At 37.6% G+C, this 25,952-nt stretch carries 23 protein-coding genes; 10 read left to right on the top strand and 13 right to left on the bottom strand.

What is annotated here, in order from left to right:
• Window positions 1–121: 121 nt before the first annotated feature.
• The gene (locus tag CTN07_RS14485) at window positions 122–1,492 is read right to left on the bottom strand and encodes a histidine kinase sensor domain-containing protein (RefSeq protein ID WP_005305373.1); all 1,371 of its coding nucleotides are present in this window, start codon (window positions 1,490–1,492) and stop codon (window positions 122–124) included.
• A gap of 165 nt (window positions 1,493–1,657) precedes the next feature.
• Here CTN07_RS14485 and CTN07_RS14480 point away from each other — a divergent pair, with 165 nt between their 5' ends.
• Window positions 1,658–2,290 carry a hypothetical protein gene (locus CTN07_RS14480; RefSeq protein ID WP_005305375.1) on the top strand — a complete coding sequence of 211 codons (633 nt, stop codon included), beginning with the start codon at window positions 1,658–1,660 and terminating at the stop codon, window positions 2,288–2,290.
• Window positions 2,291–2,345: 55 nt separating this feature from the next.
• On the opposite strand, the gene CTN07_RS14475 is transcribed toward CTN07_RS14480, so the two are convergent.
• On the bottom strand, window positions 2,346–3,008 hold the full coding sequence (locus CTN07_RS14475) for a response regulator transcription factor (RefSeq protein WP_036766036.1): 663 nt from the start codon (window positions 3,006–3,008) through the stop codon (window positions 2,346–2,348).
• Between the two features lie 880 nt (window positions 3,009–3,888).
• Here CTN07_RS14475 and codB point away from each other — a divergent pair.
• Both codB and CTN07_RS14465 read left to right on the top strand, forming a co-directional pair.
• On the top strand, window positions 3,889–5,130 hold the full coding sequence (codB, locus tag CTN07_RS14470) for a cytosine permease (protein ID WP_005305380.1): 1,242 nt from the start codon (window positions 3,889–3,891) through the stop codon (window positions 5,128–5,130).
• 11 nt (window positions 5,131–5,141) lie between these two features.
• Entirely contained in the window at window positions 5,142–6,431 is a 1,290-nt protein-coding gene (locus tag CTN07_RS14465; RefSeq protein WP_036765741.1) for a cytosine deaminase, read from the top strand.
• Window positions 6,432–6,521: 90 nt separating this feature from the next.
• Here CTN07_RS14465 and CTN07_RS14460 read toward each other — a convergent pair whose 3' ends face one another.
• Complete coding sequence (locus CTN07_RS14460) at window positions 6,522–7,727, bottom strand: trypsin-like serine protease (RefSeq protein ID WP_005305387.1); 1,206 nt, start codon at window positions 7,725–7,727, stop codon at window positions 6,522–6,524.
• A 445-nt stretch (window positions 7,728–8,172) separates the two neighbouring features.
• Between CTN07_RS14460 and CTN07_RS14455 the strand changes: the two genes are divergently transcribed.
• Both CTN07_RS14455 and CTN07_RS14450 read left to right on the top strand, forming a co-directional pair.
• Window positions 8,173–8,748, top strand: coding sequence for a PhnA domain-containing protein (locus CTN07_RS14455; protein ID WP_005305389.1), 576 nt, complete (start codon window positions 8,173–8,175; stop codon window positions 8,746–8,748).
• A 188-nt stretch (window positions 8,749–8,936) separates the two neighbouring features.
• Window positions 8,937–9,836: a LysR family transcriptional regulator gene (locus CTN07_RS14450; protein ID WP_005305391.1), complete on the top strand. Its 900-nt coding sequence runs from the start codon at window positions 8,937–8,939 to the stop codon at window positions 9,834–9,836.
• A 69-nt stretch (window positions 9,837–9,905) separates the two neighbouring features.
• Here CTN07_RS14450 and CTN07_RS14445 read toward each other — a convergent pair whose 3' ends face one another.
• The gene (locus CTN07_RS14445) at window positions 9,906–11,057 is read right to left on the bottom strand and encodes an N-acetylneuraminate epimerase (protein ID WP_005305394.1); all 1,152 of its coding nucleotides are present in this window, start codon (window positions 11,055–11,057) and stop codon (window positions 9,906–9,908) included.
• A 206-nt stretch (window positions 11,058–11,263) separates the two neighbouring features.
• Between CTN07_RS14445 and CTN07_RS14440 the strand changes: the two genes are divergently transcribed.
• Window positions 11,264–11,920: a glutathione S-transferase gene (locus CTN07_RS14440; RefSeq protein ID WP_005305396.1), complete on the top strand. Its 657-nt coding sequence runs from the start codon at window positions 11,264–11,266 to the stop codon at window positions 11,918–11,920.
• A gap of 3 nt (window positions 11,921–11,923) precedes the next feature.
• Here CTN07_RS14440 and CTN07_RS14435 read toward each other — a convergent pair whose 3' ends face one another.
• Window positions 11,924–12,481, bottom strand: a complete 558-nt coding sequence (locus CTN07_RS14435) for a sugar O-acetyltransferase (protein WP_005305399.1) — start codon at window positions 12,479–12,481, stop codon at window positions 11,924–11,926.
• 244 nt (window positions 12,482–12,725) lie between these two features.
• Here CTN07_RS14435 and CTN07_RS14430 point away from each other — a divergent pair, with 244 nt between their 5' ends.
• Window positions 12,726–13,667 (top strand): Dyp-type peroxidase, encoded by a 942-nt coding sequence (locus CTN07_RS14430; RefSeq protein WP_005305402.1) that lies wholly within the window; start codon window positions 12,726–12,728, stop codon window positions 13,665–13,667.
• Between the two features lie 90 nt (window positions 13,668–13,757).
• Here CTN07_RS14430 and CTN07_RS14425 read toward each other — a convergent pair whose 3' ends face one another.
• The 7 genes from CTN07_RS14425 to CTN07_RS14395 form a co-directional block, all read right to left on the bottom strand.
• Complete coding sequence (locus CTN07_RS14425) at window positions 13,758–14,111, bottom strand: hypothetical protein (RefSeq protein WP_005305405.1); 354 nt, start codon at window positions 14,109–14,111, stop codon at window positions 13,758–13,760.
• 166 nt (window positions 14,112–14,277) lie between these two features.
• Entirely contained in the window at window positions 14,278–15,429 is a 1,152-nt protein-coding gene (locus CTN07_RS14420) for an ABC transporter permease (RefSeq protein ID WP_005305408.1), read from the bottom strand.
• Window positions 15,426–16,607, bottom strand: coding sequence for an ABC transporter permease (locus tag CTN07_RS14415; protein WP_005305410.1), 1,182 nt, complete (start codon window positions 16,605–16,607; stop codon window positions 15,426–15,428). Before CTN07_RS14415 ends, CTN07_RS14420 begins: the two co-directional genes overlap by 4 nt.
• Before the next feature lie 4 nt (window positions 16,608–16,611).
• Entirely contained in the window at window positions 16,612–17,586 is a 975-nt protein-coding gene (locus CTN07_RS14410) for an HlyD family secretion protein (protein WP_036765743.1), read from the bottom strand.
• Window positions 17,583–19,022, bottom strand: coding sequence for a TolC family protein (locus tag CTN07_RS14405; RefSeq protein WP_005305414.1), 1,440 nt, complete (start codon window positions 19,020–19,022; stop codon window positions 17,583–17,585). Before CTN07_RS14405 ends, CTN07_RS14410 begins: the two co-directional genes overlap by 4 nt.
• A gap of 169 nt (window positions 19,023–19,191) precedes the next feature.
• Window positions 19,192–19,653, bottom strand: a complete 462-nt coding sequence (locus CTN07_RS14400) for a TetR/AcrR family transcriptional regulator (protein WP_036765746.1) — start codon at window positions 19,651–19,653, stop codon at window positions 19,192–19,194.
• Between the two features lie 213 nt (window positions 19,654–19,866).
• Window positions 19,867–20,586 carry a L,D-transpeptidase family protein gene (locus CTN07_RS14395; RefSeq protein ID WP_005305416.1) on the bottom strand — a complete coding sequence of 240 codons (720 nt, stop codon included), beginning with the start codon at window positions 20,584–20,586 and terminating at the stop codon, window positions 19,867–19,869.
• A gap of 324 nt (window positions 20,587–20,910) precedes the next feature.
• Between CTN07_RS14395 and CTN07_RS14390 the strand changes: the two genes are divergently transcribed.
• The 3 genes from CTN07_RS14390 (at window position 20,911) to CTN07_RS14380 (ending at window position 25,513) form a co-directional block, all read left to right on the top strand.
• On the top strand, window positions 20,911–22,536 hold the full coding sequence (locus CTN07_RS14390; RefSeq protein ID WP_171050624.1) for an AMP-binding protein: 1,626 nt from the start codon (window positions 20,911–20,913) through the stop codon (window positions 22,534–22,536).
• Between the two features lie 252 nt (window positions 22,537–22,788).
• Complete coding sequence (locus CTN07_RS14385; RefSeq protein WP_005305421.1) at window positions 22,789–24,303, top strand: DUF4832 domain-containing protein; 1,515 nt, start codon at window positions 22,789–22,791, stop codon at window positions 24,301–24,303.
• 121 nt (window positions 24,304–24,424) lie between these two features.
• A complete protein-coding gene (locus CTN07_RS14380) occupies window positions 24,425–25,513 on the top strand; it encodes a beta-galactosidase (protein ID WP_005305424.1) in 1,089 nt (362 codons plus the stop codon).
• 23 nt (window positions 25,514–25,536) lie between these two features.
• Here CTN07_RS14380 and CTN07_RS14375 read toward each other — a convergent pair.
• On the bottom strand, window positions 25,537–25,952 hold a 416-nt coding region (locus CTN07_RS14375), incomplete at its 5' end, for a transposase (protein WP_146154889.1).

Below are 25,952 nucleotides of genomic sequence, written 5' to 3'. Positions count from 1 at the left end.
GCTGCTACCAGCGAACCGGAGTTGGAATATAAGTGATAAGCATTCTTATTTTCACTCTAATTTACATTCTTTGCATTCGTAAAGATATACAGAGAAACTCAATAAGTAATCGTCCTACCCGTTACTCAACTATTGGAAAGAGAAGAGATATTCGAAGTCCACCACTACGACGATTTTCTGCTATTACCTCCCCTTTCATAACCGTCATGGCTTCTTTTACAATCGCAAGTCCTAAACCATAACCGCCCGATTGTTTATCTCGAGAATCTTCCAGACGAGTAAAGGGATCAAAAATACGTTTTAACTGAGACGAAGGGATTCCTACCCCATTATCTTCAATTACAACAGCAGCATAAGAACGACCTTGATAGATAAGTAGGCAAGTTGAAACATCAATGACAGCCATACTCCCAGCATATTTTACGGCATTCTCAATAATATTTTTGATTGCACGCAAAGCTAAACGACTTTCTGCCATTACCATAGGAAAGCTATCAACTAAATGGAGATTTAACGACTGATTCAGGCCTAGATGTCGTTGGCTTTCTTCGAATTGGATCTGGCAAATACTATCAATCTGGATTGGCATCAATTGTGTTGAGTACTTAGCATTATCAATTCGACAAAATTCAATAATTTCATTGACCAATGTATTCATTTGATCTGACTGTTGCTCTAGTTGATCGAGTAACTCTTTATTTTGATCTTGAGTTCTGCGACGTAATAAATGTAAAGCCAAATCGTGCCGTGCTAATGGCGTTTTCAATTCATGGGATACATCACGAATCAATCTCTTTTGCTTTTTCGCTAATAGTTGAATATTAGATGCCATAATATCGAGATCTTGAGCAAGCGCTTTAAATTCTAAGACATTATCACCGACCTCTTTCGTTACACGTACCGAAAAATCACCATCGGCAAGCTTTCTTGAAGCAAGCTGAAGTGTTGTTAATGGTCTTTGTAAATATCGAGCAATGAGTACGGAGAAGAGTAATAAGATTAAAACAGCAATCACAATTTGGATCAGTCCAAAATAGAACGAAAAGTTTTTTGCAGGATGCTGTTGATAAGGTAATTGTACCATTAAAGTTGCCTGAACTTTAGGCAACGGAATACTAATAATAGGCTGGCTAACTTGACTATCAAGAATGGTATTTAATGGGCGAGTGAACTGTAGTTTGAATTTAAAATGAGGATGCATAACACGATTTGATAGCTCATTATGCTGTTGATCTACCACAAATAAGTAATATTTCTGTTGTTCTTCCCAATCCGTTAAGACCTCTTTATTACCTAACTCAACCAAGGATTTCGCTTGATGAGCCAAATTTCTCATATCAACCTGAACATGAGTTGGAATTTGCAGCATTGAACGAACCAGAGCTATCTCCGCAAGGTTTTGTAAACCCAAAATAACTATTAATATGATCGCAAAATAACTAAAAAGTTTGACCGCTAGAGAGTGCTGATAACGCGAAAGAACTCGATTCATAAAAGAAATATTCACTATAGCTAAATTTTTTATCGTTAAATTAGTATCTTACAAATAAACACATTTTAATTATTCCATATAAGCATCCTCTTTACGAACCAGCAAACCGCTCATATAATGATTAAGCATTGCTAAGTTACCAATGCTTAACAAGGAAAGTCATAAATGAAATTATTAGTACTTTTTTTCAGCCTACTACTTTACGGCTGCGCTTCTGGAATGAAAGTTTCCGTTCCAGACTCTTATACAGAAGTTTCCACAGCTCGCGGCTATCTTGTCGGGGTCATAGGTGCAAGTGCAATCTGGCCACAAACAGGAGAAAACCTAAAAACAACCATTGAGTTACGCAAATTGTTGCCAGATGGAAGTAAAGGGGAGCCAATTTTATTAACCAATGATAATAAACAGCATGACTTTGCAACGCCGGCTCAAACGGGACAACTTTTTACCCTACTTCTTCCCGAAGGTGAATACGACATTAGCAAAGTTACCATTGAAGGTTCTGACGGTAACCGTAGCTTTATCTCGACAAATCAAGATGATTTAAATATTCATTTTACAGTGAGATCAAATCAAATTTCATACATTGGTGAATTTATCGCGGTAAGTCATGTAGCAGAAAGCCAGCTTTGGAATATGGAATACCCAAGTGGTAAAGGCTATCTTGTTCATAACTATGCAGAAAACCGTGACCAGCCGCTGTTTTATGAATTGAACCCAAATCTTAAAGAAATTGTATTTCACACTGAAAAATTAGGGCAAATGAACTTTAACTTTCTACAATCAGTGATGAAGTAAATTTCAACTATCTCCCATACTTTTATAAAGGCACTCTCACGGTGCCTTTATACTTTTATACTCTCTCAATAAAACTGTACCCTTTTCCTCTAACCGTTTTGATATGTTGCTTTGACAAACCCAGTTTCACCATTTTACGGCGGATATTACTAATATGCATATCAAGATTACGATCAAATGGACAAAGATCTTTTTTAAGCACTTCTTTTTGTAATTCAGATTTTGATATCACTATATCAGGACGCTTAACCAAGTAATCTAACAGTTCTGACTCTGTCGTAGTTAAAGGGATACGCGCAAACTGTTTAAATAGCTCGGTATTATCTTTTTGTACCAGTAAGTTGCGTTGCCGCTCTAAACCAACCCGTCTTAAAATCGTAGTTATCCGTGCAAGTAACTCAGGAACTTTAAATGGCTTAGCTAAAAATTGATCAGCTCCAGCTTGCAACCCATCTAACATAGAGCTTTCGTCGTTTAAAGCGGTTAACATTAAAATAGGCGTTGCAAAACGTTGACAGATACGGCGAGCCACTTGCATACCATTCAGCTTAGGTAGCATCACATCAAGTAAAACTAAATCAACAGAATGGTCTTGCATATAATTAAGCGCATCTTCACCAGAATGAAAACTCTCTACATCGTACCCTTCATCAGAGAGAACCTCTGTTAATAGAGAACACAAGAGAATATCGTCATCAACTACAACTATTTGGGACACTACAAAAACACTCAAGAGAATAAAAAACATTCTCATTCTAATTCATAAATAGAAAGCCGCAATCAATAACCTCAAAAATTTATGATGAAGCCTTAAAGCTACTATTTTTTCCACACTTACAGTAAAAGTGAGTAATTTTTATTCACAATCCACTAATCTACAGCAACTACAGGCGTATAAAACATAAGCAGTTTAAATCTATTTAAGTGATATCGAGAATAATTCACAGAGCCTTTTCACGGCAAACAAAGCTCCAATTAATTTGAATAATGATTAAATTCATATATGAATAATCGTGGCATAAATATTCTCAATACATTTCTTATAAATATCTGATATATAAAGAATATGCTCTATTTTTCCATTGGCATTTTTACTGTGAATACGATCCCACAATTTATCTATTAATCATGAAACAGAAGTGAATATTGAACTAAATCAACCTCTATTATATTAGTCATCGTTTTGTAAAAATATCTATTGACTTTATCAGAGTCGGCAAGAAATCTGGTCTTTCAGCCTTTCCCACAGACTTATTAACAAGTTTTGTGGATAATCGATATCTGTGGATAACTTTAAGCAAAGATCCTATCTTATCCCAATTAACGTCATAATTTAAAAACACCACAAAATTCTAATTTAGAATATAAAATACCGCATAGAAAATTGAATACATTCACAAACCTTACAATAGAAATCGTTTGCATAACAATAAAAAATAAAAACAATCAAAATAAAAGTATAATTAAATCATAATGATAAAAACAAAAATGTACTTTTCTGTTCATTTTTTAAAATTCGTTATTGATCTTTAGATTTTCATCCATAAAATACGCGCCGTTTGTGTGAAATTTAGCTATTTCCTAAAGGATGATTAGATATGGCAAGCGACAATAACTACAGTTTAGGTCCGGTACCTCTGTCGGCACGAAAAGGGGCACTCTCGCTCACAATGGTAATGCTAGGGTTGACATTTTTTTCTGCTAGTATGTGGACAGGAGGAACTCTAGGGACGGGACTCTCCTATCATGATTTTTTCCTCGCAGTGGCTATTGGTAATTTAATTCTTGGTATTTACACTTCTTTTCTCGGCTACATTGGCGCTTCAACTGGTCTCTCCACCCATCTTCTTGCTCGTTTTTCTTTCGGTTTAAAAGGTTCTTGGCTTCCCTCTTCTCTTCTTGGTGGTACTCAAGTTGGTTGGTTTGGGGTTGGCGTAGCCATGTTCGCAATCCCAGTCCATAAAGCAACGGGAATTGATACCAATATTCTGATTCTTGTTTCCGGACTATTAATGACAGCAACGGTTTACTTTGGAATCGCCGCTCTTATGATTTTATCAGCGATCGCAGTCCCTGCGATTGCATTACTCGGTGGGTATTCTGTCATTGAAGCGGTAAACAGTATTGGTGGTGTAGAGCAATTAAAATTAATTTCCCCAGAAACGCCATTGGAATTTTCAACTGCACTTGTTCTCGTCGTTGGTTCATTTGTCTCTGCTGGTACTCTAACCGCTGACTTTGTACGCTTTGGCCGTAAACCTATTATGGCCGTTGTCATCACAATGATTGCTTTCTTTTTGGGTAACTCTCTGATGTTTATTTTTGGCGCCGCAGGTGGCGCTGTAACAGGGCAGTCTGATATCTCTGAAGTAATGATTGCTCAAGGTTTATTAATTCCTGCAATTATTGTTTTAGGTCTTAATATCTGGACCACAAATGACAATGCGCTTTATGCTTCAGGTCTAGGCTTTTCAAATATCACAAAACTACCGAGTAAGCATCTCTCTGTAATTAATGGCATAATCGGTACTTTATGCGCCCTGTGGCTTTATAACCATTTTGTTGGCTGGCTAACCTTCTTATCCGCAGCAATCCCGCCAATTGGTGGCATCATCATTGCTGATTTTCTTAAAAACCGTCATCGCTATCACGACTTTGCCAATGCAAAATTCCAAACAGTAAATTGGGCCGCTATTATCGGCGTTGCGATTGGTGTTGCTTGTGGGCATTTCATTCCTGGGATTGTTCCAATCAATGCAGTTCTCGGTGGCGCTATTAGTTATCTCATTCTGAACCCAATTATTAATCGTAATACACAATTTCAACCTGTTACTGCATAAGGATCCTTATGATGCACTCTTCAAATATGCTGATTACAAACGTGACACTACAAGGCAAGGAAGGCCTGTATCAAATATTGATCCATGATGGCAAATTTACGGCGATTGAGCCTATGGCGGCTGCATTGTCTTACCCTGAAAATACGCAAGTAATTGATGGCGAGAAAGGGATGGCTATGGCTCCTTTTTGTGAGCCTCATATCCACTTAGATACAACTCAAACGGCTGGCGAACCAAACTGGAATATTTCAGGTACTCTATTTGAAGGTATTGAGCGCTGGGCTGAACGAAAAGCGTTACTTTCTATTGAGGATGTTAAATCTCGCGCTAAACAGACTTTAAAATGGCAAATTGCAAATGGTATTCAACATGTTAGAACTCATGTTGATGTGTCGGATCCAACGCTAACAGCATTAAAAGCAATGATAGAAGTGCGTGAAGAAATGCGTCCTTGGGTCGATATTCAAATTGTAGCTTTCCCTCAAGAAGGCATCCTATCTTATCCCAACGGTAAAGAGTTACTAGAACAAGCCGTTGAATTAGGAGCTGATGTTATTGGTGCAATCCCTCATTTCGAATTTACTCGAGAGTATGGCATTGAATCCCTTCACTATGTTTTTGAATTAGCTCGCAAATACAACCGATTAATCGATGTTCACTGTGATGAAATAGATGATGAACAATCTCGTTTTGTTGAAACTGTTGCAGCACTAGCACACAAATATGAAATGGGTCATAAGGTAACAGCAAGCCATACCACGGCGATGCACTCTTATAATGGTGCCTATGCTTCTCGATTATTCCGACTGCTAAAAATGTCAGGGATCAGTTTTGTTGCCAACCCATTAGTGAATATTCATCTACAAGGTCGCTTTGATGATTATCCAAAACGTCGCGGTATCACGCGTGTCAAAGAGATGCTAGGTGCTGATATTAATGTTTGTTTTGGCCATGATGATGTATTTGATCCATGGTATCCTCTAGGTACCGCCAATATGCTGCAAGTCCTTCATATGGGACTTCATGTATGTCAAATCATGGGATATGAGCAAATTAATCAATCGCTTAATTTGATTAGTACTCACTCTGCTAAAACCTTAAATATACAAGATCACTACGGTATTAATCTCGGTAAACCAGGTAACTTACTTGTCCTTCCTGCTGAAAATGGTTTTGATGCAGTACGCCGCCAAGTTCCTGTGCGCTATTCCATTCGCTCTGGCCGCATTATTGCTCAAACCCAACCAGCAAAAACAGAAATTTGTTTAGATAAAACAGAAAATATTAGCTTCAAGCGCTAACGTAAAACACACTTAACAAACAAAAATTAAGCCTGCGTTCTTTTATTAATAAGATTATGCAGGCTTTAATAATTTTGGCGCTAATGCATCTTATGACTGATAATTTGGCATCGAATTGTGCTCTTTATTACGCTTCCAGAATAATCCACCCAGTAAAAATAAACTCCACCAGCCCATACTACCTCCACTATCTTTACCGACTAATGCACAGTTATTAGGAGAAATACTGTCGTTACAAGGTATTTCCCCTGTTCCGCCACCATTATCTCCATCACTATCAGGATCTTTGATGATATTAGGGTAAGTGATCGGTTTTTGAGGTGTCTTTTTTATCGTTTCTGTGATCCAATCATAATAAGTTCCAATACGAGTATAGAATGTTGGACGCGATAGTGATCCACAAGCAGGAGATCCAACAGTAGAACCGCTCACAATACCAATTTGAATAGTTTGACCCTCAACGGTTTGAGTAAATAATGGACCGCCACTATCCCCAAAACAACTGTCTACGCCCACGCTAAGACTTTGAGCAATTTTTTCTGGGGGTAAAGTACAAATTTTTGTTCTATTTGTTGGACTATCAATAACTAATGCAGGAGAACTACCATTTTCAATACGTACAAAACAATCAGCAATAGGGAGGAATGAAAGTGTGGCTTGTTTTAGACTATCTGAAGGAGAACTACCATCAGGTAAGGTCGCGCCCCATCCCAAAATACGGACATTTTTAGGTCGGTCATGATCATCCCATTGGGTCGATAATAGTACATCAGTCTCATTTGCCAGCTCATCATTAGCTAAAACACTCATACCAAGATCAGTAAATTTATTATCGACTCTAATTAAAGCCAAGTCATTATTTAAAGCTGAATGAATTAACTCAATGTTTCCCTGATTGTCGACTTTAACTTTAGCATCTTGTGTATAATCTGGATGTACAACTACATGTGTTGCAACATACATATTTTCAACGTTTGCATCGCTATTATCCGTAATTCCGGCTGTTATGGTTAATTGGGAGGGTTTAATAACAAATAACCCATCACCAGAACCAAGTACAACACAATGAGCAGCTGTCAAAAGCCACTGCTCCCCAATAATAGTTCCGCCACAAAATGGCATTTCATCCACTTCATTTGCTCGTAATGAAACCATCATATTTTCATTAGGAGAGAAGTTCACGTCATCACCTCCTATTATTTTAGGAGCAACCTTCATAGCATAAACTTGAGTAAGAGGTGATAACACACCCAATATTAATGCAGTTCCAAGTGCTATTTTTTGAAATCCTTTCACAGCTAAATCCTTGTTGTTATCAATTTAATGCATTGTAAACAGCATAAGAATACAACGATATTTTGATCCCATTTTTTTCGACTAGCTCCCCAAAATAAGATGTATATCTTAGTAACTTTACGCTGCGAGATACGACGAGAATAATTTCATCTACAACAGTAATAATTCAGCATATAAAAATAGAGTAGATTTAAATTAAAGAGAAAGACTCATTCATACTTTGCTCTAGAGCTTGAACATGAATTTAAGACTCCCTCTAAATAAATCAGTCAATTTTTAATCAAATAATAAGAATCATTGCTATTTAAACAGCAAAATTGGATATTAAACAGTCTAGAATACGATAAATTTTGTGATCTCAACCGACTTTTCTTTTCATATGAGAATTTGAGGCGCATAATATACGAACAATCATTATTCATTATTATTTTGGATATCGAATCCCATGACTATTGAACAAGCTCTAAAAGACCGTAGCGGCAACAAGTGTGAACTATGTTCTTCTGAAGACAACTTACATGTACACAACGTTGCAGCATCTGCAGACAAAAGCGCTGGCTGCTGTGTATACCTGTGTGACACATGTAGCACTCAAATCGAAAACCCAGAAGCAACGGATGAAAACCACTGGCGTTGTCTAAATGACAGCATGTGGAGCCAAGTTCCAGCAGTTCAAGTTATGGCTTACCGTCAGCTTAAGCGTCTTTCTACAACAACTGACTGGGCAATGGACCTAGTTGATATGATGTATCTAGAAGACGATGTTCGTGAGTGGGCAGAAAAAGGTCTAGTTGCAGAAGCAGAAGCAGCAGTACCAACACTAGACAGCAACGGCGCAGCTCTACAAGCAGGCGATACTGTAACTATCATCAAAGACCTTCCAGTTAAAGGTTCTAGCATGGTAATTAAGCGTGGTACAGCAGTACGTAATATCAGCCTAACTGACAACCCTCTACACATCCAAGGTCGTGCAGATGGTGTTCAGATGGTAATCATTGCAGCTTACACTAAGAAAAACTAATTTTCTTTATTGAGCAATGGTATTGAGAAAACCCTTTGATAATATCCTTATCAAAGGGTTTCTTTTTATCATAACGAATAAAATTATCACAATAACCCAATGTTTTTCCTTGAATTGAGTTTATACTAACACTTCGAATTCGCATCTTGATATCACATAGTTATATCTGAAATAAGGTGAATAACCACATGACAAATAACCAATTATTTGATGGTATCATTATCTTTGTTCAGGTTGTTAAATCAGAAAGTTTCTCGGCAGCAGCTCATCTACTAGGCCACTCTAGCTCACATGTAAGTAAAGAAGTGAATAAATTAGAAAATCGATTAGGTGTTCGGTTACTGAACAGAACAACACGTTCACTCAGTTTAACGCCTGAAGGTGAAGCCTATTTCGAACAATGTATACAACTAATTCAAGGTGCTGAAGATGCCGTGAGCCTAATCACTCACCATGAAGCTTCTCCAAGAGGAACATTACGTATCAACTGCCCTATTGGATTTAGCCATCAACATTTACAACCTATTCTAGTTGAATATGCAAAACGCTATCCTAACGTTATATTGGATCTCGATCTGACCGATAAACGTATTGATGTAATTGCGGACGGATACGACTTGGCAATTCGAGCAGCAGCTCAACTCGATGAATCATCTCTTATTTGTAAAGCTATCTATAAAAGCTGTATTTATACGGTTGCAAGTCCTGATTATTTAGAACGAAAAGGCCGCCCCTATCACCCCTTTGAGCTCACTAAACACGATTGTATCTGTTATTCTAATTTGAAATCACCCTACCGCTGGGAATATATTGATAAATCAAATCAACTGATTAATGTCGATGTAAGACCTAGAGTGAAAACCAATGACGGTAATATTGAATTAGCAATGACTCTTGCAGGCCAAGGAATTTGCCGTTTACCTGAATTTTATATTGCAGATAACTTAAAAACAGGACAGCTAGAAATATTATTTGAAGATTTGCCGGAAACAGAAGTGAATGTATATTTGCTTTACCCAAGCAGAAAACACTTATCACCAAAAGTTCGCTGCTTTATTGATTTAATAGAAGAAATGCTGGCAAAATAATATCCAGCATCTCTTTGCAATTATACCTAATTACATCGTGTCATTTTTGGCGGTATTGCTTTAGGTTTATTAATCAACAATATCAACAGTTTTTCCATTCCAGTTAAGCAGATAGACTTTATTTGAGGCTTGGCCATCACTGTTTTCCCCACCAGCAATAAGCACTCCATCAGACGTTGTGAAAGAGGAACCATATGCAAGTCCTGAAATAAAGTCGTTCACTTGCTGCCATTGCTTATCTTGATAAACGTACATTTCAGGATTATAAGATTTACTCAGACCCGCATGAGCAAACATTTTTCCTTTGGCAAACGCTTGTTGTGCACCATGAAAATTCGCTCCACCCATGACAATCATAGCGTCATGGCTCATACCAGCAAAAGAGCCGGCAACCCCTTCTTGTAAGGTAAAACCTTGAGGTACAGGTAATTCATTAAGTTTTAGCCATGGTGATGGAGTACCAAATTGGTATTCTTTAACCTCTGCAGTTCGTAAACCAGGCTTAATCTCCCCACTGATAATTACTGCATTCTTTTTATTCTGAACTAAAGCGGCACCACAATTTGCACTATAAGGAACTTCACCAAGACTTCGCCAAAAACCAGTATGAGGTTCAAAACTAATCACAAAATTATTCCATTTATAATCTGCAGGCTTCATCCCCATGTAGCCATCAACTATCGATTGCCATTTTTCGGGTTGAGTATCTTTATCAACAGCAGTAATTGATGCAAGGTATTGATCAAAATATGTTTTGTTATAACCACCGAAAAAAAGTATTTCTTCTCCATTAGGCGAATATGACGAAGCTCCTAATAGTCCAACAGGGGTATGCGCATCCATTTCTTCCCATTTATCAAGATCGACCTGATAACGATAAATCGTATCAAAAATAATTGGAGACTTATCTTGAGCCTTAGCCTTTCCTGAACCACCGAAAACATAAATATTCTTACCTATAGCCGTAGCAGTAGCGCCATCTCTACTAGGTCCTGAGAAATGAGAGACTGCTTGCCATCCCTTACTTTTCTGGTTGAGATCTAATCGATACCATTGCTGTCCAGCAGAACCTAATCCTACATATAGCTGAGAGCCAACTTGTGCACTCACTCCATTTTTTACACCAACAGGTAAATCAGGCCATTCATCAACCGCATAAGCTGCACTACTTAGAGTAAATCCCATAACCATGGTCATAAATGATGGTCCAAACTTTAACATAACACTATATCCTTATCGTTGTTTTACCCCAGCATGAAATGTTCTCATCCATTATCTACCACTTACGGCTTTTTTCTTTGAACTGTCATACAAATTAACTCTATGATGATAAAGAAAATTATTGTTTTTCGTAAAAATGAGAACTTGGCCAGCGCCTGTTTTTTGTACTATGATGATGGAAGGTTACGGATAATTTAGGTGACATGATGTCTACTCCTATTCTCTACTCTCTTCGCCAATGCCCTTACGCAATTAGAGCTCGTTTAGGGTTATATTTTGCTCAGATTCAAGTGGAATTACGTGAAGTAGATATGAAGAACAAACCTAGAGATATGCTCAAGATAAGTGCTAAAGGTACAGTCCCTTTACTGGTTATTCCAAATGGTGACTATCTTGATGAAAGCTTAGAAATTATGGTCTGGGCTTTGAATCAACATGATCCTAACCACTTACTGTTAGAAGATGATCCCCACCATTTTGCCGATATGCTGAGCTTAATTGCAAAGTTTGATAGTAAATTTATCCCAGCATTAGAGCGCTACAAAGCAGCAGCACGTTACCATGACCTCGATATAGAGCTTCGCCGACATCAATGTGAGATACTTCTAAAAGACCTAGAACAGCGTCTATGTAAAACGCCTTTTATTATGGGACAACATCCAAGTTTAGTTGATTACGCTCTTCTGCCTTTTATTCGTCAGTTTTCGAAAGTAGAACGTCACTGGTATCTTGAATCTCCCTATCCTTTGATTAGACAATGGCTCACAGTTCATTTCCAAAATCCGGCATTTTCTCTTGTGATGAAGCAATATGACAAATGGAGTGACAGCCATGACTTTCACTCCGTAATTCTTATCGATTAATGATTACGAATCTGCTAATTTTTTAATTACCCGACATGGGTTCCCTACTGCAATACTATCGCTAGGAATATCTTTATTTACAACACTACCCGCGCCTATTACAACACGATCGCCAATAGTTACGCCGGGCAAAATAGAAGCATTACCACCAATCCAAACATCGTTACCAATCTTTATTGGCTTTCCGTATTCTGTACTACGACGTTCCACAGGATTTGTAGGATGAGTACCCGTAGAAATAAGTACATGAGGAGCTATCAATACGTTGGTGCCAATATCAACTTTACAGACATCAATGATAGTTAAATTGTGATTTGCATAAAAATTATCACCTAAATGGATATTGTATCCATAATCACAATAAAAATTAGGCTCTAAATGAGCGGTACCCTCAACATGAAGTAAGTCAGACAAAATAGCCATTCTCTCATCTAATAAAGTTGGATCAGCCAGATTAAATTTATGGCAGTAAGCCTTTGCTCTCATACGTTCATTTAGTAACTGAGGATCCCATGCATCATAGGGTAAACCAGCTAGCATTTTTTCTTTTTCTGAACTCATCACTGCTCCATAACTCAAAAGATAAGAAAATGACCGAAAATTCAAATAGTCAAAATCAGTAATATCAAGCGTCAAATTATTTACTTAACAGATTGATATATCGATAAATTACATTGTTACTGAGGTCAGATTATGATGCAAAGACCAAGATCAAATTATGGAAAATAATATTCCTAAAGTTTCACTTATCAGCACTATTATAAAGGGTATAAATTAAGGTAAAGACTATAAAAGGCTAAATATTATGACTCAAAATATTGCAGAATTAGCACAAGCAGGTGCTTTATCAAACCCATCGACATTTGCTGAATATCTTACCTTCGTTCTTAATGAGAATGCGGATACAGAAAGCCTACAAGATGCTTTTTCACAAATAGCAGGGATCGAAAAATCTATAGCCCAAAAAGATCTAACAGCTAATCTCAATATCACTGTAGCAGTATCAAAAAAAGCATGGCCAATTGTTTTTCCTGATGTTGTTATGCCTAAGCATCTTACAACGTTTACAGAAATGAAAGATGGTGAGCGCCAATTCCCAAGCACAGCCGGTGACGTGTTCTTTATGATTAAATCTGAACGTATGGATTTAAATTATCAAGCCGCTAAATATCTGCTTAACGCCTTTAGAGCTTGTGCTGATCTTGCTGAAGATATTCAGGGGTTCAAATACTTGGATAATCGCGATTTAATCGACTTTGTTGATGGTACTGAAAATCCGAAAAATACCGCTCGTATTAATGCAGTATTAGTGCAAGATGATGAAGAGATCCACCATGGAGGTAGCTATCTAACCGTGCAGCGTTATGTCGATCGCGAATTAAAATGGGAAAAACAATCAACAGATTATCAAGAGAAAGTGATTGGTCGAACTAAATTAGACAACATTGAACTTGATGACGAGACTAAACCTGTTTGGGCTCATAACAACAAGAGTAAAGTGATTATTGATGATGAAGAAATTAAAATGCTTCGTCAAAATCGTCCATTTGGTAACGCCTTAGAACACGGCACTATGTTTATAGGCTTTGCGGCTGACTCCAATGTTATTGAAACGTCACTTCGCCAAATGATCTATGCTGATAGTGTTGGCTATTATGATCGTCTATTAGATTTTGTTGATGCTAAATCAGGCGCTAACTACTTTGTTTTATCTCAAACGTTATTAGATTCTTTTGATGATGAATAACAGGTTATAAAATACATAAAAAGCCCTTGAGTCTATCTTCAAGGGCTTAACTATCTAATTAATTTCAAACACTTGAGTTTAAAATAATGATTAATTAGTAACTTCTTTAATAACTTTTTCTTGTACTTGTGTCGCCGCTTCTTCTTTCATTGCATCCTTATCAATCTTCATAGCATCGGAGTGCTTATTGATGGCATGAGATTCTGCATTACCCTCTTTTTCAGCCATTTTCATGACATCTTCAGTACCTTTATTCAATTCATCTTTAATGTCAATCATTGCATCTTTAGAATCAGAACTAGCATCCTTCATCACCGCATGAGCATCTTGTTTTGCATCCATTGCGGCCTTGTCCATAGTTGTATCCACCCCGTTGCCAGCAAAAACAGCTGCCGAGAATACTGCTGCAAGTGATAACGCTAATACAGAGATCTGCTTTTTCATGTATATGTCCTATATCATCATTGGTATCTTTGAAAGATTAGTATTAACAATTCTTTATGTAAATATATTCTACTTATAAAGCATACTTATCTCACAATTAATACATAAAAAAACGCTTCAGATTCAAGACCTAAAGCGCTCATTATTATTAAGTGATAATTGGACTTTATTCTAAATGACTTCGATTACGGCTCATCAACCCCCAAGCTAGCATAAAGTAAATCACGGCCTGCAACCACATCTGCCAAAAATATGGAGCAACTTGGGTAAAACTGGCTCCCATTTGATTTAACCGTAAAAAGCCATTTATAGCCGGAGTTGACGGTACTAATTGTGCAAAACCTTTAATAATGGTAGGTAATTCTGCGGTTGGCCAAATAAATCCGGCGGAGAACACCAGCGGTAATGAACTTAACAAAACAATTAATGTTGCTAATTCACGCCGAGGGATCAATTGCCCTATCACTAAACCTAAACTGATCACCGAAACTAAGAACGGAACAGTTAGCAAGAGTAACTCAGGAACTTTAGCAAGCTTACTTATATCGTAATAATCAAAACTCCAACCAAAGTAATACATCGTTAGAGGAATATAGATCAAAACAAACAGTATTGTTCTCACAAAAATTATTTTCCAAGCGGGATATGTCATCCAGTAGCCAATTTCTCCTTCGGCCCGTCGCTCATTATGTTCACCTCCAATGATGGAAACGCCAATTAGCAATGTTTGATGTAAGATCAAAACAAATACTGCGGGTACAACATAATTAATGTAGCCCATTGTAGTATTGAAAATTGGTCTCATATTTAGCTTCATTGCCGAATATTGTTTAGCCGCTAAAGCAATATTATGACCATCCATTACCATATGGGAGACTTTAATATGCGCCCCTAACGTTCCACCAGCAGATGCTAATCCTTCAACAACAGTACCATAAACTAAAAATAGTGCAGCGTTGCCAGCGTAAGCTAAAGTTGGACTTTTTCCGAGCAGAACATCTCGATAAAAATTCTCAGGAATGACTAAAATGCCATCAATATTACTCTGCTCAAGTTGCTGTTGAGCCGAATAAATACTGCCCAAATGTTCAGTAATTTCAACTTGTGGTGTTGCATCAGCCATACGAATCAGTTTTCGACTTAATTGACTCTGATCCAAATTAACCACGGCAACTCGCTGCTCTCGAGGTAATTGTTCCGAGTATGGCAATGGGTAAAGAAATGAATAAATTACGATACCACCAAAAACCGTGAACAGTAGCGCTGGATTAGTAAATATAGCTTTAAGTTCAAACCTTAATAAGGACTTCCAACTCATAATGTCTCCTTATTAACATCTAACTTAGCTTCATGTTTCAGTTGCCCTTTTCGCCAAAAATGCATTTTTACTAAACCAAGTATTAGCGCAATGATAAAAAGCGCTAAGACAAACAAGTTATCGCGGGCTTGAAACCAACCCGTACCATAATCGACCTGCTGCAGCTGAATCTCGATATAATGGCTAACAGGCAATAGCGAGCGCCACATTTGAGCTAATGGATGCATGTTAGTTGCAGGAAATGTAATGCCCATAAATGCAAATGCAGGAGCTGTAAATCCAGCAACAAAACTCATGGCGCGAGCTGTATCCATAGCGACAAAATAGAATAGGCAGCCAACACTAATACAAGCGAGTACCATCAAACTTTGCGCTGTAAATAAGATCAACCAACTACCATGCATAGGCCAATCTAGTACGCCATACATTCCCCACAAGAACAGCATGCCCTGAATGAGAAAACCAAAAAAGTAAGGAACGAATTTACTCATTACTTTCTGATATGGTCGTTCTCGAAGCCAATTAAGCAAACCTTGTCGACGATCTTCAGCAGCGAGAGTCATAACGGTTGTCGCAACAATCAGGATCTGCCAAATTGCAGGTAAGATTGCAGAAACAAGAAACTGACCATAATGACTATTACTATTAAACAGTGGTGTAATCTGACTTTGAACAGGAACGGCTTGCCCCAATGCTTGTAGAGGAACTGGCGAACCATGAGACATATTTCTCAGTGTTTCGATAGAAGCATTATAGGTAGCTTGCGCCTGCACCATCGCGGAGTTGAGTAACTTAGCAATCAAGATAAACTGACTGTTATAAAATACTGTTACAGATGGCGAGTATCCCAACATAGTGTCTTTTTCTAATGAATCAGGCAACACAACTAATGCGTAGATATCACCGCCTCGTAATGCTCGATCCCCAGCAGCTCGATCAGTAAACTGAGCTGTCACTTCCATGGTCGGACTCGCATTAAAATAACGAGTTAAGCCACGAGACATACGACTATGGTCAAGATCAACAACACCAATCGGCAAGTCTCTTGCTATTCCAGCAGAAAAAATCAGCCACATTGTCACAAAGAGAGTGATAGGCAACCAAATCAGTAATGCTCTTAGCCATCCATCTTGCCAGATCAGTTGCCATTCTCGTTTTATATATGAAAGGCAAAACATAAGATTACTCGACTATTACACTCATACCGGCACGTAAACCATCAATAGGTTCCATCGGACGCGCTTCCACTTCAAAGGTACGCATATCAAAGCCCTTAGCAGTATCTGTTGCACGCCATGTTGCAAAATCACCCATTACGGCAACATGAGTAACCTTAAAACGATACTCCTGTTCACCTAAAGCAGGAATTTTCACCGTAAGCTCGGCACCTTTTTGATAATCCTTTAACTTATCTTCACGAACGTTAAACACCGCCCATGCATCGCTCATATCCATAATAGTCACAACAGGAAAACCTTGAGGTGCCAGTTCGCCATCATGAAGCAAGATCTGCGACACTTCTCCATTGTGCCAACTTGTTGCTTTAGCATCATCCGCATAGGCTTGAACTTCGGCTACCGCACCTTCAGCCATTTTAACTTTCTCTTGTGCCGCTTTCTTGGTTTCTACTCGTGCACCTTCTTTCGCCATTTGATACATCTGATAAGCTGCGCTTTCTGTATATTTGGCTGCTTGCCATTGAGTATAAACTTCATCGCGTTTTTGCTGAGCAACAACGCCATCTTTATACAGATTATCAATACGTCGGTATGTTTTTTCCATTAAATCAGCAGCCGCACTTGCTTTTCGCCACTGATCTTGTGCTGCGGCAACCTGCTGGCGACGCGCCCCCTTTTCAGCTTCTTCGGCTAAAGCGCCTGCCGCAGATTTACCAGCTTTAGCTTGCATAAGTTTTGCATCAATTTCAGGTGTAAGCAGCGTGAATATTAACTGACCAGGTTTAACTTCATCACCTTTATGAACCAAAACCTTATCTATACGGCCTGGAATTTTTGATGAAATATTATATTGCTGCGCCTCTATTTGGCCCTGCATCCGTTCAGGTACTGGTTGATATGCTTGCCAAAAGGTATAACCTAACCATGAGACTAGGGCTGCAACAGGAACGACAACTGCTAGGGTTTTAACTTTACTCATTTAGATTGAACCTCAAGACCGCGATATTTTTGATACTGATTAAATTCACTCATTTGACCACTGATAGCCAAAAGACGAGTTAAAGATGTGATGTATTGATATGATGCTGCTAAACGTTGAGTCTTAATACTGGCTAAAAACAATTCTGCATCAACCACATCTAATGATGTTGAAAGTCCTTGGCTAAACGCTTTTTCCCGTAAACGGACATTTTCATTAGCTAAATTTAAGCTCGATTGTAGGCCTTGATACTCTTCCAAAGCTTGGTTTGCTTCTTTATAGGTTTTCTCAACTAAAACAGAAAGATCTTGTTTTGCTTGCGCTTGCAAATGATTAACCTGCGATACTGCGCTGTGTGCTGCCTTTAATTTACCGCTTCGACCCGTGTTATCAATTAATGGAATATTGACGCCAACCCCAACGGCCCAATCAGGTGTTAATTCTGCAGCAAGAGAATGTCCATCATAAATATTGTAATTACCATATAGGTAAACTTCTGGATAATACTTGCCCTTCTCCACATCAATTAAACCATTAGCTTGTTTGCGTTTTGCATCTAATAAGTGCAAACCAGGATACGTGGTTAGAGTCTGAGAAAGAAAAGAATCTAAATTAGGTAACTGCTCATTAGTAAACAATGTCGTTGTTGGGGTTATTGGCGAGCTCGCGTTAAGAAGCTTAGTTAACGCAACTTGCACAATTTCTAAGTCTCGCTTTGATTTTTGTGTTTCTACTTTTGCTTTGTCGTAGGCAGCTTCTGCCTGTAATCGTTCCACACGAGCTATTTGCCCTTGTTGTTGGAGCTTAACCGCATGCTCAAAATGCTGTTTTAATCCGGCCTCTACTTCTTGTCGGGTTTTATATACCTGCTCAGCAAGCACAACGCCAAAGTAAAATCGAGAAAGGTCTTCATAGGTAGCTTGCTTTTTCATGGCCAGCATATATTTAGCTTCTTCGGTTTTACCTTCTGCAATGGCTTGAGCAGCATTAATGCGCCCACCAGTAAAAATAGGCCAAATAGCGCGAATAGAGCTGGTAAAAACATCTTTATCCGTGATTTGAGAGGTGAATAAAGAATTGAAATCAGTACCCGTTAGTTTAGACAACTGCTCTGCTAATTGAGAAATAACTTTACCAGCATCAGAACCAGAAGCTGGCATGCTTGAAAATAAATCGGATGGTGATATCTCAATGTTATCATCTAAACGAGTATAATTCGCACCGACACTAACTTGGGGTAAATTCAGATCCCAAGCAGCATCTTGTAGATATTTAGCTTGATCAACTTTTGTTCGTTCTGCCGCTAGCCCTTCATTTTGACTAACGACAGTTTGCCAAGCTTGACTAAAGCTGACTGATTCAGCTTGGCCAGCTATAGGCGATAAAGCAAACAGCGCGAGGGCTAGCTTAGGTAATGTAAATGGCTTAACTCTCATTCATAAATCCTTCTGAAGCCAATATATGACTTTTTTGACCATTTTAGAGTTTTAGCTCTAGAATTCAACTTATCTAGATAGTTCATTTTAATATTATTGGCTAAAGCTATATATAAAAAAACCACCTTTGCAATAAAGGTGGTTTTTCTAAGAAAAAGAGAGATAACGCTTACTTTGCCAAGCGGACTAACGATCGACCTAATAAACACTCTAGTTCTTCATTGCTTTCAATTCCAAATTTCTCTACACAGATAGTAAACAAACGCTCAATACCTTTACTTGCAAATTCATGAGAGGTTTCAGTCGCTGAAATGTGTAAAAATAGTAATCGCAATACAGCTCTGAACTTTTCATCATCTAGTGCTCGATTCCAACTAAGAGAAAAGTTTTCTAACCCATGTTCGAGATCGAGTTTTTCAACAAAAATTTGAAAAATGCGCCCATCAAGAGCATTAGCAAAATCTTGTTTCTTAGGAAAATGATGGCTAATGCCTGTACGCGATATGCCTGTCTGATTACTCAAAGTGGTGTAAGACATTTTGTCGTAGCCTAATGTCAGAATCTGATCTACAACGGCATCCATGATCGTTTGAATTGTAATCTCGGTATCTTCTTTACTACGCTTTGGCATAAATAAGTATTACTCTTTGTATCTGTGTTTACCACCGATAAGCTTCCGTAATCGATGGTATTCATCTGTTTGGTATTATGTGCTGTAAAGTATTACAAAATGAAATACGATAAGCCACAATTTGTGTATTAAATTTTTATAAATTTTGTTCTCTAACGAAGGCTAAGGTGAATTATATGCTCAATATCACACTTTATTCCTTTAGAGCCTTTGTTATAGATGTCTTTTGCTATCAAACTGCTGAGCTACATGGGTAATATCGCGATAGAGAATGGACGTCCAATATGGCTCAGAGAGTGTGGGTACTAAAGTTCTTGTTCTTGGATCATAAGGACTAATAACCACATCAATATTGTCGATTCCCGTATTTTTCGCTAAAACAAATAACTCTTCAATAGCAACATCACCAATAGCTAAACAGCCAACAGATGATTCCTTGCCATGAATGAAAATATTAGTACCAGGCTTTGTTCTTCCCTCTAACTTTGCATACTTCAAATCAAAATCATTGGGGTAGTTAAGTTTCATCGATAAGTGATACTGACTATTAGGATTGAGGAATTCAACTTGATAAATCCCTTCCGGAATCTGCTTATCCCCTTCTCGCTTTTTTGGCCCCATAACACCGCTTAACTTTGTTATTGGATAGTTTTTAATAAGATGCCATGTATCACCTTCCTCTGCCCATAACTCCATTTTTTGCTCATTTTTCATCGCAAATAACGCAATTTTTTTGGGAGGATAAGAAACCTCAGCGCGAGCAAAATCAATCTTTAATCTAGGCTCAACAATAGGTTGGTAACGTTTGATAACATCATCTACAGTACGACTTCCTTTGGGTGGAAAATCATTGTATGAATAATTAGAGGCCAAAACAGGCTGACATAGTACAGACATCAGTCCAATACCCCAAAAAGCGCGAAGAATTTTCACAATATCTCCAAACGACCCAAGACAAAACAGGTCGGGTTATAACCCACATCAGAATAAATGTCACTCATCACTTAACGGTTTTCTTCTTTTGTTCTTCTAGATCGCAAATAGAACTGAGTATTAACACTAAGAATGAGACATCATCCACATAAAATATAAGTGTATGATTGCACATTAATAAAAACCTCTGCCTATACTTAGAATTATCAATATGGACAAAAACGAATCACTCTAAAGACTATTTATAATAAGGAAGAAGCAATGAGTGTGCCATTAAACTACCCTTCAAAGGACTTCATGATGGATCAATCTTTACCTTACAATATGTTAATTCAATGGGCAGAGAAGAAGCCTAACGAGGTTTTTTTACGTCAGATTATTAATCGAGAGTTTACTGATTACACCTATGCTGATGTATTAGATAAAGCACTTCGCCTCGTATCTTGTCTGCGTGATATGGGAATTCAACCTGGTGATCGTGTGGCATTAATCGCTAAAAACTGCGCTGAATGGTTTATCACCGACCTAGCTATGATGCTTGGAAGTTATATTAGTGTACCAATTTTTCCAACGGCTGGCGCTGACACAATAGAACACTGCATTACTCATAGTGAATCTAAAATCATCCTTATAGGAAAACTAGATGATGAGAAAGCGGTTAATTCGGTATGTGCAAAGCATGCTTACATACCAACGATCGGCTTTAATTATTCTACCGCTCCTAAATGCCAATACCAATTTGACGAACTCATTGCGAAATACGAACCAAGCCAAGAAAGACCTCAGCATTCTCATGAAGACATCATGTCTATTGTCTACACATCTGGAACCTCTGGGCTACCTAAAGGTGCGATGCTAAGTTACGGCGCATTTGCCTGGTCTTCACAACGTCTGATCGAGCATATCGGTATCAAAGAAAATGAACGTCTATTCTCCTATTTACCTCTTGCTCATATTACAGAACGAGTCTACATATTCGGTACATCAGTCCAAGCAGGGATCCAAGTAGCATTTCCAGAGTCGTTAGATACGTTTATAGACGATGTCAAAATGCATCGCCCAACTCTCTTCATTTCAGTCCCGAGATTGTGGACTCTGTTTCAACAACGTATTCATGAGAAACTACCGCCTGCTAAACTCAATTTATTATTAAAAATTCCATTTATTTCAGGACTCATTAAGCGAAAACTTGCTGATGGTTTAGGCCTAGATAAAGCACGCGTTTTAGGCTGCGGCTCAGCCCCTGTATCACCTGCTTTACTGGAATGGTACCGTCATATTGGACTTAATATCACCGAGGCTTGGGGAATGACGGAGTCTTTTGCCTATAGCACCTTAAATTATCCATTTAGAGCAGACAAAATTGGTTCAGTAGGTAATGCAGGTCCAGGAATTGAAATAAAACTGACAGCTGAGGAAGAAATTCTTGTTCGTGGTAAAGGATTATTCAGTGGCTATTATAAAAATGAAGAAGCAACCAAAGAAACCATTGATGAAGATGGTTGGCTTCATACGGGCGATTTAGGTTCTATTGATGAAGATGGTTACATCACAATAGAGGGACGAATCAAAGACACCTTTAAAACAAGTAAAGGCAAATTTGTAGCGCCAGTCCCTATCGAAAAGAGACTCTTTGAATTAAGCAACTTAGAGCTTATGTGTATCATCGGATCCGGTATGCCAGGACCGATTCTATTAGCCGTCCCTCATAGTTTTCCTAATTTTGATCGTGCTCGATATGAAAAGCGAGTTCATAAAGTGATTGCAAAACTTAATAGCGAGCTCGAATCCCATGCCCAAATTCGAGGGGTACTCATGATCAAAGAACCATGGAGTATAGAAAATGGCATTCTAACTCCAACATTAAAAATAAAACGGCATATCTTAGAAAAACAGTATCATGAAATTGGTAGCAACTGGCCAAAAAACACACTAATACAGTGGGAATAATCTTTCAATTTTAATTATTTTAGACCTGTTATTCATTATTAACAGGTCTAAATAATTCATGATATAAATATTAATAAGAGTCAAACATATAATTACATTTACGACAAAAAAATGACAACGACAATATTTTGTCGAAATCAATGTTTTTTTAATTTTAAATAAAAACAACGGAACCAAGATCACAAAAAAGTATATTTACTAAATTTTGTTTTTTGGCATATTCAATATCAAACCAGCAACTGGATATTAATTATGAAAAAAACAAATTTATATTATGCCGCTCTTATTTCTTCATTAATCATTAGTCAAAATGCTTATAGCAAGCAGAAGCAAGAAACAATTAATTATTATCCAGAAACAATCAATGATATATTAGTTAATCCAGATATTGGTATTACAGATTTTCATACTTTTGATAGAAGAAATGATCCTTGGTGGTCTGAACCAACTCATCCAGAAACTTCAGTTGTTTATTTTCGATGGTATTGGGAAGAATTAGAAACTGAAGAAGGAAAATATAATTTTCAACTTATTGATGACACAATTAATCAAGCGAAAAATTTAGGAAAAAAATTTGTTTTTCGGTTTATGACAATGTCAGGACTTAATGAAACCTATTATAATCCATCACCATTAGCAGGTAAAAAAACACTGGGAATACCGTGTTGGTTAAAAAAACAAATAGATCCGAATACCTTTGATATTTGTAAAGATGATAATAGCTATGTTGTGGACTATAAAAATCCTTTACTAAAAGAAAAATTAACTAAATTTGTTAATGCTATGGGCCAACGATATAACTCTAATAAAAACATCTTAAGAATTGATGTTGGCCTTGTTGGTACATGGGGGGAATGGAATCTTGCAACTCATGCAGATCATGCTGAATTAGGTCAAAACGGCTATACATATGAAGATTTAAAACCCTATGTTGATATGATGCATAACGCTTTCCCAGACCAACAACTATCGATTGATTTGGGTTCAAGATCAGAAACAATCGCAAGTGATGTAACATCTAGATTAAATTTAGGTTGGCGTGCTGATTGCCTAGGTGACTGGGCTCCTTGGGGATGGAATCACATGGAAAATGGTTATCCAGACACAATAAACTTTATAGAAGGTAACAGTACTTTAGCAAACCGACATGCATATCAAAATTTTTCTCAACATTGGAAAACAGCTCCAGTCGATTTTGAGGTTTGTACCTCGTTAAATGATTTTAGTTATGAACCAAATATATATACAAGAGACAAAATCAAACAAACTTTTGACTTTGCTTTAAATAAACATGCTTCTTTATTAAATATAAAATCAGGTAATGTCCCTGAAATGTACCAAGATTTAATGGATGATTTTCTTAAAAAATTAGGTTATCGATTTGAGTTATCTTTTGTACAATTAATTAGTAATTTTAAACCAGGTAGTAATATAACGATTAATTCAACATGGAAGAATGTCGGTTCAGCTCCAAGCTATAATAATTATCCTGTTTCTTGGAGATTAATAAATCAAAAAAATAATAGCATCATTACTTGGAATACAGAAAATGATATAACAAAATGGTATCCTGCAGAGGATATAAACCAAGATGCACATAATTACAATCAAAACAATATTTTTTCATTGCCAGTTAATATGCAAACGGGAATGTATAAATTACAAGTTGCACTACTCGATAAAAATAATAACCCAGCTATAAAGTTAGGTATTTTTGGTAGAGATAATGATGGATGGCATACAATAGGTGATGTATATATTAAATAATATTCTAAAATAACAAATAAAAAAGGAGATTTAACATCTCCTTTTTTACATTAATTTGATATAAAAAAAACAATTCAACATATTATAAGATAAATTTCATTAGAACATTAATTAGACAACAATGCCTAAAAGTTATATTATCCCAGTCCTATCTTTATCTATTCTTCTGGGCTGCAATGATAGTTCTAGCAATGCGAATACTTTGCCATTACTACCTGATAACATTCAATCCATTACCCCACTGATAAATAGTAATGTTTTGGTTAACCCTGATATTGGCTTTACTGATTTATCATCAATCCATATCCATGATGATCCCTACACACCTGTCCCAAGCTATCCAGTAACAAGTGTTGTGTACTATCGTTGGTATTGGGAACAACTAGAACCTCGAGATGGTGAATATGATTTTTCGGTCATCGACACGGCATTGAAAGACGCCATAAAACATAATAAAAAATTAGTTTTTCGTATTATGACGCTAGCAGCTCCAGGTGAAACCTATTATGGAGAGCTTGGTTTCAACTTCCAACCAATTTTAGGTGTTCCATGTTGGATTAAGGATCAACTGAGCAGCACTATTCCATCAGGTCAGTGGGAGGGTTGTTCAACCAATGCTGAATTTATTCCTGATTATAATCAGCCCTATTTTAAGGAAAAAGTTGCCCAGTTAATGCAAGCACTAGGCGATAAATATGACGGCAATAATAATATTCTTCGTCTTGATGTTGGTTTAGTCGGTACGTGGGGAGAATGGCATATGGCTAGTCGAACAATTCAAACTCCGCAACATCCAGATCTTATATCACAGGGCTATACCAACGAAGAGCTTTTTTATTATGTTGATCTTGTTGAAAAAACTTTTCCACGAACGACAAAAACAATGCTCATTAATTCAAAAGATGAAGATACATTAAGTTATGCAACTCTAAAAGGCTTTGGTTGGCGAGCTGACTGTTTAGGTGATTGGGCAGAATGGGGATGGAATCATATGGAGCAAGGCTATCCATACGCAATTGAGCATACAAAAGGTTCGGGGCCTTATCCTAATGAATATCCAGATTATGAGTTTGATCATCGTTGGCAGCAAAAGCCGGTAGATTTTGAAATTTGTGAAACAATGGAAGATTGGTCATACAATCCTGAACTATATACCCAAGAAAAAGTGAAAGAATCTTTTGATTACGCATTAAAAAAACAGACCCTGTAAATAATTCTGTGTAACTGTCGAGGTTACATGTACTCAGAGAGTCGGTCTTCGAACATAATCATAAAGCGGTTTAGAGCTTGTCGCCAGTTTCTAATCGGCATCGTCCACTTCTTAGAAGCATCACGGATAGCTAGGTAGATCACCTTTCGAGCTGACTCATCCGTTGGGAACAGCTTGCGCTTCTTAATCGCTTTTCTAATGACGCTGTTGAGGGATTCAATGGCGTTAGTCGTGTAGATCGCTCGGCGGATGTCCTCTGGGTAGCTAAACAAGGTATTGAGGTTGTCCCAATGCGTCGTCCAAGAGCGACTGATTTGAGGATACTTACTATCCCATCGGGCAGAGAACTGCTCTAGAGCCAGCAGAGCCTCATCTTCTGTGGCTGATTGGTAGATTTTCTTCAGATCAGCCGTCACTGCTCTGTAGTCTTTCCAAGGGA

It is taken from the genome of Photobacterium damselae (assembly GCF_003026815.1).
Classification (GTDB): domain Bacteria; phylum Pseudomonadota; class Gammaproteobacteria; order Enterobacterales; family Vibrionaceae; genus Photobacterium; species Photobacterium damselae.
This window is presented reverse-complemented; position numbering and strand designations above follow the sequence as displayed.